This is a genomic window from Endozoicomonas sp. OPT23 (assembly GCF_009653635.1).
Taxonomy (GTDB): Bacteria; Pseudomonadota; Gammaproteobacteria; order Pseudomonadales; family Endozoicomonadaceae; genus Endozoicomonas_A.
The window spans coordinates 57,255-71,797 of sequence record NZ_PPFD01000003.1; the positions used below are offsets into that span (position 1 = coordinate 57,255).

Below are 14,543 nucleotides of genomic sequence, written 5' to 3' on the forward strand. Positions count from 1 at the left end.
GACATAAGTACTTTTAGAATGGGCTCAAATACGAATCACCCAATGCTATAAAAACAGCAAGGGAGCCCGAACTTATGAAGTTAAGGATCACATCCTGGCTTACCCCTTTATTGCTCGCACTCAGCAGCAACGCCTTCGCCGCCATGTCTCTGGATCGTATGATTGTTTATTTCGATGCTGATGATGCACCTCGACAGGACGTAGTCGTCTCCAATCCGGACAACGAAAACCTTTACCTACAAACTGAAGTCTATAAAGTCATCAACCCGGGCAGCGACAAGGAAGAACGCGTTCGAGTGACTGACCCAGCTCAGATGAAGCTGCTTAGCACCCCGAGAAAAGCCATCATTGCGCCGAGCAGCCGTAAGACGGTTCGCCTCGTCAGCCTGGAAACTCCAACCGATGTTGAGTCTGTATACCGGGTAACCTTTAAACCTGTTGTCGGTGATATCAAGGCCACTCAAAATGCGATTAAACTACTGATTGCTTATCAGGCGCTGGTTTTTATTCGTCCTGAAAATGCGGCTTATAAAGTCACAGCAAAGAGAGAAAAGGACTCTGTTACCTTTACCAACAGCGGCAATATGAATGTCGTTCTTCGAAATGGTAAGTTCTGTAAGGGCAAGGGTGACAATAAACAGTGCGACGAAATAAAAGACGGAACTCGTTTGTATGCTGGCCAGAGCTGGAGCCTGAAGCTGCCATCTAATGATGTGAAAATTGAGTACGGACTGTTTAACGGTGAAAACGAAGAGCGGAAAGTTTTTTAAGTTCAATCATAACGAAACAGTTGTCGATATCTTCAAGTCTGGTGCCCACACCTCAAGTGCGGGCACTTGATTAACTTGGTTCAACAATCAGTTCAAGAACATCCTGATAAGAACCCGCAGCCTTTCCTGCAATGTCCTCAGCGAGAACGGAGATATCAATATTCATATTTTCCTGACCAGATGCACAGAGCTGTGAGTCCGATACACGCCAGGAGTTTTGGCTGACAGAATCAGCCCCTTCAGTCAGACTCCGCCTATTGCCCTGCCCCTGACCATTTCCGGCTCTACCCACAGACACCTGATAGGGAATAGTAGTACCGGAAGAACCAAGCAGAAACTCTCCATCGCCATTAGCACTGTTCGCCTTAATTCCAAAACGGTCTGCTCCGATCGTATACACACAAAAGTTCTGATCACTTTTGACATTCTGGCCAGCCTGCACCTCAAGAGTTACATCCTCCAGACCTGAAATCTGAATTCTGGGCTGAAAACTGATCGAGACAACAAAAGGCACTTCAACAGCGAGGTGCGGAGCTTCTCTTCTCTGTCCACGCAGGGTAAATGTTCCTCTGTAGTTTTCAGCTTTGGCTAACCTGAGAATATCTGATCGCAACAGCGAGGCGTAAATATAAAAGCTGCTGCCCGCACATGTAGTGCCCCTACCGGGCAAAACATCACTTTCCCTATTTGAAAAATCGATCACTTCGTCAGTGGTAGTTCTTTCCATAGTGATAGATACAGGGATAGCAGGTCCTGTGCTGCCCTCATCTGCAGGCACAAGGAACACCCCGTCAGCAGACCCCAAACTGACTACCGAAGCTTCCAGAACCCTGTCAACCTGAGGCCTGGATGGAAGCGAGCGTTCATTGAATGACAGCAGGCAAAGTGGACCTCTACTGGTTCGCCAGCGAACTGCAGTCTGGCCATCATCTGCCCACTGACCAAACTCCAGGTCATAGACACGCTTGAGTTTGATATCGAAGTCGCGGTTTTCGATCACAGGCCCCGGATCGACATCAATAGTCTGGCTGTCACAGTCTGCGAATACGCCAGCATCATTAATACACTGAGTATCTAGCCTGCCATATGCATGGGAAGCCTGCAGAGCGAAGAGGAATAAAAGGGTGAGGTTTCTGAGCAACATCTTATGCTCCCGGCTTAATCATAAAAGTCACCTGCCCGGAAGCTTTGCGATTCAAATGTAGACAACAACTATCGTATAATACAATTACTGGAAGAGTAACTCTTTAAGTTATTTATGAATTTTTCTTACGCGACCATTTATATTGCACTAACTGTCACTTCCATCACATCGGTATAAACACCAGCAGGCGCAGCCTCCAGGTCCGGGACAGCTACTTCTACTCTCAACATTGCATTAACCGAGGAATCACAGTTCAGAGACGAACTCCCCCTGCCTGTGCCAATCCGTCCCTCCGTTTCAATGGAAGACCATTGTGAAGTATTTGATGGCCTGAAACTGACTCGATAGGGAATGTTATTGTCGCCATTCACCAGGCCAAAACTGCCACCTTCATGGTTATCGGTATCAAGACTCAAGGCGTAATTGGACTGACCCAATGCGAATACACAAAAGCTCATGTCCTTAAATAACCAGCTATCGCCAGCATCAGCCGAGCTCAATTCCATATCCTTTAAGCCTGATACACGATAAAGGACAGGAAGTGGTCCGTTCTCGCCACTGAATAATCTCACAGAGAACGACTTTCTCACCCTGACGACAGCCCCGGTGGTTGGAATACTTTCCACAGTAATAGAGAAGGTACCCTCAAAAGGGCCAACGCTGCTCACTGCCAGCAAATCCTGCAACCTGACAGTGGCATAAATGCTGAACTCCCTGTTCAGGCAGCTTGTGCCACCTACATCCTCACTGTTAATAGTCAGGCTGTTATCCTGATCTTTTAAAAACGAAACACTGTCACTACCACCATCCCTTCCTATCCTGAGTTCTACTGGCAGGCTTGAGCCTGGAACACTGGTATGCCTGAGCAGTAAATCACTTCCCTCAACAGTAATTCTGTAGTTATGCACATCTCGACCTCCTCCTGGCGGATCCTCATAGGCCAGAATACAAAACTCCAACCCGGAGTTACCTGTATTTAACTGCGGAGTTTCACCTGTTAAATCAGTACTGCCGGACCAGCCTGAAGCTGAAATATTCAGCCTGTCCAGCCGTTTAAGTTTGATAATATTTCGTCGGGTAGAGTTTGCTGAATGGTATTCAAATTCACAGACAGCATAGGTATTACAACCAGGATCACCGGAAATCAGTTGCGCTGCAAAAGCACCGGAAGACAGGCACAACAGAGCTGACAACCAGAATCCGAATCTATAGAAAATACTGACAACCAAACTTATTTCCTTTTCGAGATAGCCAACTGGCCTTCCAACTGAGGCGCACAACTGGCATCAGCCAATTCAATGGACCCCATTCTTAATACATTCTTTTCACTGGCCTCCGGAATATCCAGCGAGCATAACCAGCCATTATTCAATTCAACCTGCAGCGTATCCACATCAGTACGCGCTTCCAACTGGAACAGACCAATATCGTCGGTGCTGGCTGAATACAGACCACCGGTAATACGTGCACCGTCCAGCGGCTCACCATTAAACAGCAGGCGACCAAACAGCAATTGCAGGGCAATGGCTTCATAATCCAGTGTCACTACATTACCCGGATAGAGGGTAAAATTGCGCTGACTCTCATCAAAGCTATAGAAACTATTACCAGACGGCGTAAGAGTAATTGTGTACTGCTCGAACGGGCTCAAAGGAATAACGGATGCCTGCCCTGCTACGGCATAACCACGGCGACTGCCATTGATTTTGACATCGAATACATCACCGTCACGGCCATCAACATTCACAACCACAGCACTTTCAGCACTCTGCTCACCACCCACTGCCACCACATCGCCATCGGTCAAAAAACTGGTGCTGAAACTGCCACTGTAACTGGTGACATTGTTACCGGAGTCACTGCTGTTGTGATTAACATTCAGGCTGGCACGACCAAGGTGGTTGGCGTACTGAGCACTGCTGGACAGGTTTCGCTGCCCCTCGGAGAAGCTTGCGCCCAGACTGCCTCTCAGACGACCTGCATAAAGCTCACCATCTTCCCAGGAAGCATTCAAACGAGCTGACTCACGGGAGTTGCGAACACCATTGTTATTCTGAAGCTCTACCTGAGGAGAGGCTCTGAAATTCCAGCGATCGTTTCTCATGCTCCATTCAACACTGAACAGAGCAACCTTGTTGCCTTCAGATTCACTCAGGCTGATTTGCAGACTGGTGTTGGACTTGGTGGTTCTGAACAGATTACGACGATAGTTAATGCTGTGGGATTTAGTTGGATCACTGTCGCCGGTTCGGCTGCTGCTGAAACGGTAGTTAAGGCTGCCATCCATAAAAGGCGTGGCAACAGAAAAACCTGCCTGCTCAAAAGCACCGCCTAACAAGGCAGGACGATTCTCAACCACGTCCTGAACTTCTTTCTCCCATAAACGACGGTAGTTGCCATTCAGGGAAATATCGCCGACCCAGGTACGGGCATTAACCTGCATACCGTATTGGCCATCGTCGGCTAGCATCAGTGATGGTGACAGCTCATAGCGATAACCAAGATTGTAGATACCCAACTCAGCAAGGCTGGAATCCTTATTGGCCGCAACCGCCAGAGTACCCGCCGTGGTATCAGACAACCTGCGACTGACACCGGCTCTCGCCAACCATTGATCTGTCTTTTCAGCAAAAGCGTTTTCAGAGGTTCGGTTAAGAATCTGACCCGCTTCAGCGAAGTAACGCCACTCACCTATTGGTGGCAGTTGATACTGTTTAGCGAAGAACTGTTCCGTCCGCGACTGCTCATTGCCCTGCTCATCCAGAATACGGATTTCAATGTCATAAGCGCCTGAAGGGAAACCACTGGTGTCCAGTTCTTGCAAACCGGCTTCATGAAAAAAGGAAGCAATCAAACGACCATCTTTATGTACTTCAATCCGACCACGCAACGGCATAAACACTTCCACCGGCATACCACGACTGAAGTCGGTGTCGTTTCGAGTGTTATCAGAGGTTTCCAGACGTGCGCCCAGCAATGTCTGGTCCGAGGTGAAATTCAGACCAAAGGAGCGGCTGGACAGCAAACCGGCATTGTACTCAATACCTTCAAACTCTCTCTGAGCATAGAGCTGATTGACCGAGAAGTGCTGAGACTTTGAATAATCCCAACTCCAGTAAAGGCTGTTTTCTTTATAGGAGAGAAGCGTCAGACCGTTCAGAGTGTAATCATTCTTGGAGTCTTCCTGAGTGGAACCAGACACAACAGCAGACGCATTTTGCAGCAGAGCAAAACCGGCATCAGAAGGCGGCAGATACTTTCTTACGTCCGCAGCTCGGGTCAGCAGAAAACGAGGGTTGATAAACACATCCGCCCGGAACGTGTTTTCATCAAAAATAACGCCCGCTACCGGAGGATTGATGACACCACAACCCTCGGTTTGCCCTTCCTGACAAATAGCTTCAGCGTTAGAATTCAGTTCGCCGGTCAGGGCACTCTTCATAAACTCGGGGTCACTGATCGAGCCGATAAGGCGAACCACCTCTGCCGGATTGGCAAAGGTCACATTGTCGCCCTGAAAGGTGGCCAGCTGAGACGTCAGATAACGGTTGCCGTAATAGATATCAATCAGTGATTGCTGCGGAGTATCAAAGTTTTCAAAACCGGCAGGCACCTCATTACTGGCAATAAACAGTGGCTGCTTTTCCTGAGTACTCGAATGGGCTTCAGTCGAGACAGACTTAGCTTCAGCAGGAACAGATACGGGTGAAGTAACATCAACTGTTTTCACTTCCTGCACAATCAGACTGACCGGCTTTATTGTAAAGCCCGCCTGACTGGCAGGTGCAGCTTTGATCTGTTGAATTACAGGATCAGACTCAGTTTCAAATACAGATTGAACAGATGAAGAAAGACTGGCCAGCAGAAGTCCCTGACCGGGTTCAGCTTCTACAACCTTGTTTGAATTTAAATCAGAGTTATTCGCATCAGCGGCTTTTAATTCAGCCCCTATTGATCCCATGGATGCGGGAATCAACATCATGAACAAAGTGCCGGACGGACGACGTATGTGCTTCCACAAGTTCATGCAATGGGTTACTTCCTTTGGTTAAAGCCGAATAGGACAAGCTGCGGTTCCTTTGCAACTTTGGGTTGGTTTGGTTTTGTAGGTTGGGTTAGAGCGGAGCTCGTAACCCAACATATTCAGGTGCGATATATGCAATCAATTCATATGAACTGATTGTTGGGTTACGGGCTTTGCCCTAACCCAACCTACGATACTAAGCATCGGAATGAAATCATTAGCTAGCAGATTATATTGCACTCACAACAAGCTCTACATTACTTGTATATGTACCATTCGCAGGACTTGCAACAGGAGTAATCCCTACAACGATATCTATTGTTTGGTCATTTCCAGTACAAACAGCAGTGGAAATATCTGCTGGCAGAGAAGCATCTGTGACATTATAATTCTTAGGTGATGTGTCACCAGTACTCAAGCCGCTATCTCCCCAAATCGAACCACCAGAAGCACCATTTTCAGTTATAGTAACTGTAAAATCAGCCCCCTTGGTTCCACCATCCCGTAATTCGAAATCTGTGTTGTTAACAACCTGAAACTGCACATTTTCTGTGCTACTAAATACGCAGGCTTTAACTGTTTGAGACTGTGCACTAGTTGTTGTGAAGCCTAAATCTCTTAACCCCCATATCCCAACATTTCCTGGGATATTTAGATTAATATCGAAATTACCATTTGATGAATCTCCCACCGAGCCATCCGTCGCAGCCTGCCCCAAACCAACAAACCCGCCAGCAATCACCGCAGCCAAAGCCATTTGCTTAAATTTCATTCTTATCTCCTATACGTCCATAAACCGAACGACAAATGCCTTTGGTTCCCCCAACATCTGTCACCCGCAATAGCTGAACAAAAAACAACCAGAAAAATAATAAACAAACCCTGTCTGCTTTCTGACCACTGTTTATTCGTTAACTATTAAGTATTAGTACTTTCGTTTTTCTCTGGAAGTAAGAATATCACAGTGAAATAGTCAGAAAAAGTCGGAAATGCGAGTATTTTTTGGGCAAGTCAAGTGACGCAAGTCACAAAACAAAAAGCAGCCACATGCTTATGCTTGTTTTCTGAAATTTCATTCCGATTAAGTGACTGATATCACAGTTATTTCAAGCAACATATGTCGCTTATATGCAATATCACCAGAATATTGTTCAGTGAAAGGACTTAATCAAAAATAATTAAAACTGAACAAACATCAATTCTTTGGCGTGAAATACAAAAGAGTTAGGTTTTCTTGAACCAGGTCAAGAAACTGTCAGCAGAGCATGGTACTGTTACGCATATGTGTAACATTGTAAAAATTCGTTCACGCCTGAAACCTTTGGCTAATCTGTAAACAGTAGCCTCCCTGAAAGCGTGTTCGTCTTGAGGAAGTATTGAGGTTGAAATTTGAACTCACCTCAAGGAATACGAGGCATCTATGAACTTATCTCCCTACAATCAAGCCCGCTGCGACCAAACCCAATGCAAAATAGGTGGAACCTGTAACCTTATTGCTCTGGCCTTCACCATTCTGATGATTACCGGCCTGGCTGCCTCCTGATAAGGTCCTTTTAAGAAGGAACTGATCAGAAGATATTGCTCAGCAGTCTCTGGCTTTAGTGAAAGCAGTGGATAATTCTATATACTTTCTGCTTTCATCTATTTAGCTACTTTCTATTGCTGAGATGCCATGTTCGATATTGTTCTCTACCAGCCGGAAATCCCACCCAACACCGGCAACATCATCCGTCTATGCGCCAATACCGGCTTCCGCCTGCATCTGATCAAACCGCTTGGTTTTGAACTGGATGACCAGCGCCTGAAACGTGCCGGACTGGATTACCACGAATACGCCAACCTGCAACTTCATGAATCCTATGAAGATTTCCTCGAAACAGTGAAGCCAGTCAGAGTATTAGCGCTTAGCACCAAAGGTAGCCATAACTATTCCGAGCACAGTTTTCAGGAAGGTGATGCGTTGATGTTTGGCCCTGAGACCCGTGGTTTACCTAAGGAAATTCTCGAAAGCCTGCCAAAAGACCAGGTATTGAGATTACCGATGCTCGAAGGCAGTCGAAGCCTGAATCTGTCGAATACAGTCGCGGTAATGGTGTATGAAGCCTGGCGGCAGAATGGTTTTGTCAGCGGGAAATAAGCGAAAAAGATATGACTGAAAGGTGAAGCTGGTCAGGGCTCAACACCCTGACCATAAAGGCACACTTAGTTTACAGTGCCGCCTTCCTGCTGCTGTTGTTGCTCCAGCGCCTGCATGTACAGGGCGTCGAAGTTTACAGGAGCCAGCATCAGCGGAGGGAAACTGCCACGCAGTACCAGGCTGTCAATAGCTTCACGAGCGTATGGGAACAGGATGTTCGGGCAGAAAGCACCCAGAGTACGGTGCAGCTCTTCATCAGCCAGACCTTTCACCAGGAAAACACCCGCTTGCTGAACTTCAGCCAGGAAAGCTGTTTCCTTGTTGTCGTCAGCGCCGTTCTGAACGGTGATGGTCAGGGACAGAACCACTTCAAACATGTCGTCCTGCAGCAGACGGTTGCTGGTGTTCAGGTCCAGCTTAACTTCTGGCTGCCATTGAGCCTGAAACATCTCCGGAGATTTTGGAGATTCAAAAGACAGATCTTTAACGTAGATGCGCTGCAGAGCGAACTGAGCCTGTTCTTGCTGGTTTTCTTCAGCCATGTCATGTTCCTTAAATAGTCCGGTTCACTTTTCGTTTTGTTTGCGCAACAAAGAATCTAGTCGAAAAGCTGCCCGTATTAAAAATCAGATTAAGAAGCTGGTTCTATTTATGGGGATTGCAGAAAGAATATCAAGTGGCTCCGACATTTATTTTCAAAAAATGCCAGAGACAACCATTTATCCTTACTTATCACCGGCCAGCAATGGCTCTAACTTGCCTGCGCGTTCCAGAGCAAACAGGTCATCACAACCGCCAACATGGGTATCACCTACCCAGATTTGTGGAACCGTATGAGAACCCGCTTTTTCAGTCATGAACTGACGCAGATCAGGCTTGCCATCGACACTGATGGATTCATAGCTGGCACCTTTCTGCTCAAGCAGTGCCACGGCACGGTGGCAGAAAGGGCAGTAGGCAGAGAGGTATATAGTGACAGGAGCCATTTGTTCCGTTTTCAGTTTTTGTACTTTTTGGGCAGTAGGGTTGAACAGCTTGCCAAGCAAGCCGCCCACCCACTGAGAAACGCTCATTACTTCTTAACCAGCGGCAGACCGTCGTTGGACCAGGTGGAAATACCACCCTGCAGACGAACAGCCTGAGTAAAGCCCGCTTCAAGCAATTGCTTGCCAACAGTACCAGCGTGCTGGCCCATGGCATCAACAATGATGATGGGCTTGTCTTTGTGCTTGTTCAGCTCACCCATGCGCTCGGTAACCTTACCGTGCGGCATGCTGATGGCATCAACAATGTGGCCCTTGCTGAAATCAGCCGGGTCACGAACGTCCAGCACAACACCGTTTTGCTGGTTGATCAGAATGGTCACTTCCTGAGAAGAAATAGTCTTCCCGCCCTTACGCAGTTCGGTCACCATCAGAATGGCAACCAGAGCAACCAGTGAGCCCACCAGCAGAGGGTGATTTCCAATAAATACTATTAACTGTTCCATGCTGAACAAGAGTCTCTATTTACAAGTAAGTCTCCAGACATACGAATTCAAAGATCATTTACCCGCCTAAGGCAGGCAAATGATTAATTCGATATTCGATTGAGTGTAACTACACACTAATATCTGAATGTTAAAGTTCGCAAGTATACAAGCCAGCCATGATCTGTGAACAGTAAAAGAAGCCGAACAGAGCTTCGTAGCTTTCCTGTATCTATTTCAAGAAGAAACAAAACTCACAGCAGCGCACAGCCTGAAACAACTGCCATCAGTATTATTTACTAACTCCTGTTCTATTATGTAATCAGCCATTTTATCCGCTCTGGTGACTGGAAACAGGCGGCAAAGCGAGTAAAATCAATGCCCTTCTCCCCTCCTGAGCACAGTGAGCCAAGGTTCAATTCATGACTGACAAGCGCAAAACTACCGCCCTGATCATTCTGGATGGTTACGGCTATCGCAAAGAGACCGACTCCAACGCTATCCATGCGGCCAATACCCCGGTTATGGACAAGCTGCAGAAAGACCACCCTTTCAGCTTTGTTTCCGGTTCCGGTATGGACGTAGGCCTGCCTGACGGCCAGATGGGTAACAGTGAAGTAGGTCACATGAACCTTGGTGCAGGCCGAGTGGTTTATCAAGACTTCACCCGCATCACCAAGTCTATTAAGGACGGTGATTTCTTTGAGAACAAAGCCTTCACTACCACTATTGATAAAGCAGTAGCGGCCGGTAAAGCGGTTCATATCATGGGTCTGATGTCTCCTGGTGGCGTACACAGCCACGAAGATCATATCAATGCCATGATCGAACTGGCCTGCCAGCGTGGTGCCAAAGAAGTCTATGTTCACGCATTCCTCGATGGCCGTGATACGCCACCACGCAGCGCTGAAAACACACTGGCTAAAACCGACGCTCTGCTGAAAGAAAAAGGCGTTGGTCGTATAGCAACTCTGATTGGCCGTTACTTCGCCATGGACCGCGACAACCGTTGGGACCGTGTTCAGGAATCTTACGAACTGATGACTCAGGGTAAGTCCGAGTACACCGCCAAGACTGCGGTTGAAGGTTTGATTGCTGCCTACGAGCGTGACGAAAACGACGAGTTTGTTAAAGCGACAGTCATCGGTGATGAAGCGGCGACCGTAAACGACGGCGACGCCATGTTGTTTATGAATTTCCGTGCCGACCGTGCCCGTGAAATTACCCGCGCATTTGTTGATACCGATTTCGACGGTTTCAAGCGTGAGAAAGAACCGGCTCTGGCTGGTTTCGTTATGCTGACCCAGTATGCAGCCTCTATCGATACTATTTCTGCCTATCCACCAGCCGACCTGCCAAACACGCTTGGCGCATACATGGAAAAGCTGGGCAAAACTCAGCTTCGCATCGCTGAAACCGAGAAGTACGCACACGTAACTTTCTTCTTCAGTGGCGGTCGTGAAGAGCCTTATGAAGGCGAAACCCGTGTACTGGTTAATTCTCCAAAGGTGGCTACCTACGACCTGCAACCAGAAATGAGTGCACCGGAAGTGACCGAGAAGCTGATTGCTGAAATCAAAAGCGGCAAGCACGACCTGGTGATCTGCAACTACGCCAACTGCGATATGGTAGGCCACACTGGCGTTTACGATGCAGCGGTTAAAGCAGTAGAAGCGGTTGATGAATCTGTAGGCAAGGTGATTGCTGCGCTGGAAGAAACAGGCGGCCAGTGTCTGATTACTGCCGACCACGGCAACGCAGAACAGATGGTGAACCCTGCGACGGGTGTTATCCACACGGCTCATACTTGTGAACTGGTGCCACTGGTTTACTTCGGTCCTAAAGCCATCAAACTGAACGACGGTATTCTGTCTGATCTGGCTCCAACCCTGTTGGACCTGATGGAAATTGAACAACCTGCAGAAATGACAGGTAAGTCTCTGGCTTCTTAAGTCACAGATAACCTTGTATGAACGGAGGCCAATGAGCCTCCGTTTTTGTTCTGCTCTTTATCCCACGATTTATTCCACTCTTTATCTCACTACTTTTTATCCACGCGGTAGTGGATCAGGCATGGCACCATTTTTTTTCGGATAAGAAATCTTGCAGGATTTGATTCGATAAACCCTTTTTTTGAATCTTCCTGAACCAGCCAGCCATCAAAGCTCTTATTCAAACAAACATAGTGCCCACTTAGGGATGAGCCGTAGTAGACGATCATTGCTTCTGGCGTCCCGATTAAATCGCCCGCCTCTTCAGTGTTTGAATCATGAACAGGCAGCTTTATAGATTCAAACAGGCCCTTTTGCCAATCTGACTTACTTCTTAATGTTTGCATCCGCTCGAATTCAGAAGTCAGAGCAACCTGAAAGCACTGAACGTCTTCTTTTATACGAAACTGTTTATTTTTCTCGGTTTTCAAGCTTTCTTCTTTTTCAAGCACAGTAGCTTCATCACTATCAGACAGGTAAGTTCCTTCTGGCCACACAGCCTTTTCTTCAAGTTTTTCCGGCCTTAAATAGTGAGTAATAGCTTGCTGCACATTTCCGCTCTCAGGCAAGGCTAATACCAGCACTCCCTGCTTCACTATCTCTCCCGCCCGGGAAATAACATCACCTTTTACCTCGGTTGTCAGTGTTACCATTTCTTCAAGGTCATTTTTAACAGAAACCCTCTTCCCTATGACTTCCTGTAACTTCCAGAAAAATTCAGATGAGTCATTCTGAACCAGGCGTTCCGGGGAGAAAGTAGGTCGCTCCAACGCGCGTGAAGTACCACCCTTCTGCTGCATAACTCCTTTGAAATGCTCATCAAAGAAACACAATTCAACCAGATAATTTCGATGTTCTGCGATGAGTTTCTTCTTATCAGGCGAAGACTCCATTGTTATTAACAGCTGAGCGAATGCGTCCACAACACTGGATGGCTCTTTACTATTTTGCTCAGCCTTATTACCTAACCACTGCTTTGCAAGCTGTGTCTTTTGTTCTTCGGTCAAGATCACTCTTAAAAGCTGGATTCCGCTATTGATATAGCACTGTTTGCCGTAAGGGTTTTCCAGACCAACACACGTATACGGGGACACTGTGGATCTGAATGTTGGAATTCGCGCATCAAGCATCTGATCAAATACCTTTCTGGGTAAGCTGACTTCCAGACTTTCTGGTTCGACTTCCATTAGCTCTGGTGTAGATTCTGCAAGGCTTTGACTCTTCTCTTTCTGCACTGGCTCTCTGATTTGAAAAGGACTGTCGGAGGACTGAATAGTTATCTCCTGCTCAACAAGCATTTCCTCAACAACGACTTCTTTAACAGCAACTTCTTTAACAACAGCCTCTTCAACAACAACTTCTTCAACAACAATCTCTTGTTTAATAGAAGTCTCCATAAGATCGTGCAGACTCGATTCCAGAGTTGAATCAATAGTTTTCTGATCACCTTCTTTTTTTACCGGCACTGCTTCAATCGATACTTTCGGCTGGATGACTTTCTCAAATACTGGTTCCTGCTCTGAGATTAAACCCGGCGTCGCTATTGAGGTATTCAGTATCTGGATCTTAACAGGGGGGGCAGTGAGGATAGTTTCACCCGAGAGAGCAGGTTTATTTAAGCGGTTATTCCAGCCAAATGGATCAAAGACATTAAATCTGCTCAACAGCGGTTTAGGGTTAGACGAAACGCCAGACGTAACTGCCGGAGTAACAACAGAGGTAGCCGAATCTGATGATACTTGCGAGCAAGCAAGCTTGGAGAAATCAAGAGTCTCTTCAGAGATGCCTGCACTCTTATAGAGACTCTTAAGCCTTTTCATAACATCTTGAACACCTGGTCTTACATGGTCTCGTAGCTTGTCATAATCATCCTTAAACTTAGCCATATCCATAGCTGTGGCCATACCGTAATGAAGGGAGTCCCAAAGCTCTCTTTTGTCAGGCCTTAAATTATAATCACTCAGCTCTTTGTAGAGTTCCTCAAATCTGGTTGTTTTGTCTTCCGAGATTTTTAGTGTTTTCTGTGCACTCGGGTGTGGTGCTGCACTGCGTCTTTTCAAGGTGCCAGAATTTTGAACCACTCCGTAAAATGGAGAAATACTATCTCCAGATAATCCAGACCAGTTTGATGACTGCGGGTTACTTAGACTAGCTACAGAGTAAGTGTTGAACGTAGGATTATGAGTTAACCGATACCCGGAAGAATTAGAAGCACCATACCGAGAGTCGGAGTGAAACACTGGTTGTTGCGGCGGGTAAAAAGCAGCGGCAGGATTATATACTGGGAACCAGGGATTGTTGCCATCCATTGGTATCGTTGATCAGGTTGCTGTTGACCCGATTAGTATCGGCCAACAGCAACCATTAAGCAGTCAGGCTCAGGAGAAAGCCAGCAGCTCAACTTCAAAGATCAGGGTAGCGAATGGGCCAATAGCACCACCAGCGCCTTGAGCACCGTAAGCCAGGTTCTGAGGAATAAACAGCTTGAACTTGGAGCCAACGGTCATCAGCTGCAGAGCTTCAGTCCAGCCAGCAATTACGCCGTTAACCGGGAATTCGATTGGCTCGCCACGTGCAACGGAGCTGTCAAATACGTTACCGTCCAGCAGAGTGCCGTGGTAGTGAACCTTAACGGTGGAGGAAGCTGCAGGCTTGTCGCCTTCTTCACCAGCAGTCAGTACTTCGTACTGCAGGCCGGATTCAGTTACGGTTACTTCGTCACGCTTGGCGTTTTCAGCCAGGAACTTCTCGCCTTCAGCAGACAGTTCTTTAGCCTGTTCAGCTTCCTGAGCCTGCAGACGTGTGTGCATTTCCTGGAAAGCTTCCTGCAGGTCAGCGTGAGCAACAGCGCTTTCAGTGCCGTTCAGGGAGTCAGCCAGACCCGCGAGAACTGCATCGATGGACATACCCGGAATAGGGTTGCTGGACAGCTGGTCACCCATTTGACGACCGATACCGTAGCTTACGCGCTCTTCAATTGTTTTGTATTCAGACATTAAATCTTCTACT

General features: G+C 47.2%; 13 protein-coding genes. 4 read left to right on the forward strand and 9 right to left on the reverse strand.

All coding sequences use genetic code 11. The annotated features are described in order from the left end of the window. The first annotated feature begins 74 nt into the window (after positions 1–74). On the forward strand, positions 75–770 hold the full coding sequence (locus EOPP23_RS06090; RefSeq protein ID WP_153765090.1) for a molecular chaperone: 696 nt from the start codon (positions 75–77) through the stop codon (positions 768–770). A gap of 70 nt (positions 771–840) precedes the next feature. Here the strand turns inward: EOPP23_RS06090 and EOPP23_RS06095 are convergent, their stop codons facing one another. The 4 genes from EOPP23_RS06095 to EOPP23_RS06110 all read right to left on the reverse strand — a co-directional run bounded on the left by EOPP23_RS06095 (position 841) and on the right by EOPP23_RS06110 (position 6,710). Next, positions 841–1,914: a hypothetical protein gene (locus EOPP23_RS06095; RefSeq protein ID WP_153765091.1), complete on the reverse strand. Its 1,074-nt coding sequence runs from the start codon at positions 1,912–1,914 to the stop codon at positions 841–843. A gap of 137 nt (positions 1,915–2,051) precedes the next feature. Beyond that, positions 2,052–3,143 carry a hypothetical protein gene (locus EOPP23_RS06100; RefSeq protein ID WP_153765092.1) on the reverse strand — a complete coding sequence of 364 codons (1,092 nt, stop codon included), beginning with the start codon at positions 3,141–3,143 and terminating at the stop codon, positions 2,052–2,054. Positions 3,144–3,145: 2 nt separating this feature from the next. After that, complete coding sequence (locus tag EOPP23_RS06105; RefSeq protein WP_153765093.1) at positions 3,146–5,941, reverse strand: TcfC E-set like domain-containing protein; 2,796 nt, start codon at positions 5,939–5,941, stop codon at positions 3,146–3,148. 226 nt (positions 5,942–6,167) lie between these two features. Then, complete coding sequence (locus tag EOPP23_RS06110) at positions 6,168–6,710, reverse strand: hypothetical protein (RefSeq protein WP_153765094.1); 543 nt, start codon at positions 6,708–6,710, stop codon at positions 6,168–6,170. Between the two features lie 648 nt (positions 6,711–7,358). On the opposite strand from EOPP23_RS06110, the gene EOPP23_RS21610 reads away from it, so the two are divergent. Then, a complete protein-coding gene (locus EOPP23_RS21610) occupies positions 7,359–7,481 on the forward strand; it encodes a hypothetical protein (protein WP_255471651.1) in 123 nt (40 codons plus the stop codon). 129 nt (positions 7,482–7,610) lie between these two features. After that, positions 7,611–8,075 carry a tRNA (uridine(34)/cytosine(34)/5-carboxymethylaminomethyluridine(34)-2'-O)-methyltransferase TrmL gene (trmL, locus tag EOPP23_RS06115; RefSeq protein ID WP_153765095.1) on the forward strand — a complete coding sequence of 155 codons (465 nt, stop codon included), beginning with the start codon at positions 7,611–7,613 and terminating at the stop codon, positions 8,073–8,075. Positions 8,076–8,140: 65 nt separating this feature from the next. Here the strand turns inward: trmL and secB are convergent, their stop codons facing one another. The 3 genes from secB to EOPP23_RS06130 all read right to left on the reverse strand — a co-directional run bounded on the left by secB (position 8,141) and on the right by EOPP23_RS06130 (position 9,564). Next, the gene (secB, locus tag EOPP23_RS06120; protein ID WP_153765096.1) at positions 8,141–8,617 is read right to left on the reverse strand and encodes a protein-export chaperone SecB; all 477 of its coding nucleotides are present in this window, start codon (positions 8,615–8,617) and stop codon (positions 8,141–8,143) included. Positions 8,618–8,800: 183 nt separating this feature from the next. Further along, entirely contained in the window at positions 8,801–9,061 is a 261-nt protein-coding gene (grxC, locus tag EOPP23_RS06125; RefSeq protein ID WP_153765888.1) for a glutaredoxin 3, read from the reverse strand. 86 nt (positions 9,062–9,147) lie between these two features. Beyond that, complete coding sequence (locus EOPP23_RS06130; RefSeq protein WP_153765097.1) at positions 9,148–9,564, reverse strand: rhodanese-like domain-containing protein; 417 nt, start codon at positions 9,562–9,564, stop codon at positions 9,148–9,150. 401 nt (positions 9,565–9,965) lie between these two features. Here EOPP23_RS06130 and gpmI point away from each other — a divergent pair, with 401 nt between their 5' ends. Next, the gene (gene gpmI, locus EOPP23_RS06135) at positions 9,966–11,495 is read left to right on the forward strand and encodes a 2,3-bisphosphoglycerate-independent phosphoglycerate mutase (RefSeq protein WP_153765098.1); all 1,530 of its coding nucleotides are present in this window, start codon (positions 9,966–9,968) and stop codon (positions 11,493–11,495) included. An 89-nt stretch (positions 11,496–11,584) separates the two neighbouring features. On the opposite strand, the gene EOPP23_RS06140 is transcribed toward gpmI, so the two are convergent. Both EOPP23_RS06140 and EOPP23_RS06145 read right to left on the reverse strand, forming a co-directional pair. Next, complete coding sequence (locus tag EOPP23_RS06140; protein ID WP_194842515.1) at positions 11,585–13,594, reverse strand: hypothetical protein; 2,010 nt, start codon at positions 13,592–13,594, stop codon at positions 11,585–11,587. Between the two features lie 318 nt (positions 13,595–13,912). After that, the gene (locus EOPP23_RS06145; protein ID WP_153765100.1) at positions 13,913–14,530 is read right to left on the reverse strand and encodes an FKBP-type peptidyl-prolyl cis-trans isomerase; all 618 of its coding nucleotides are present in this window, start codon (positions 14,528–14,530) and stop codon (positions 13,913–13,915) included. Positions 14,531–14,543 lie beyond the last annotated feature (13 nt).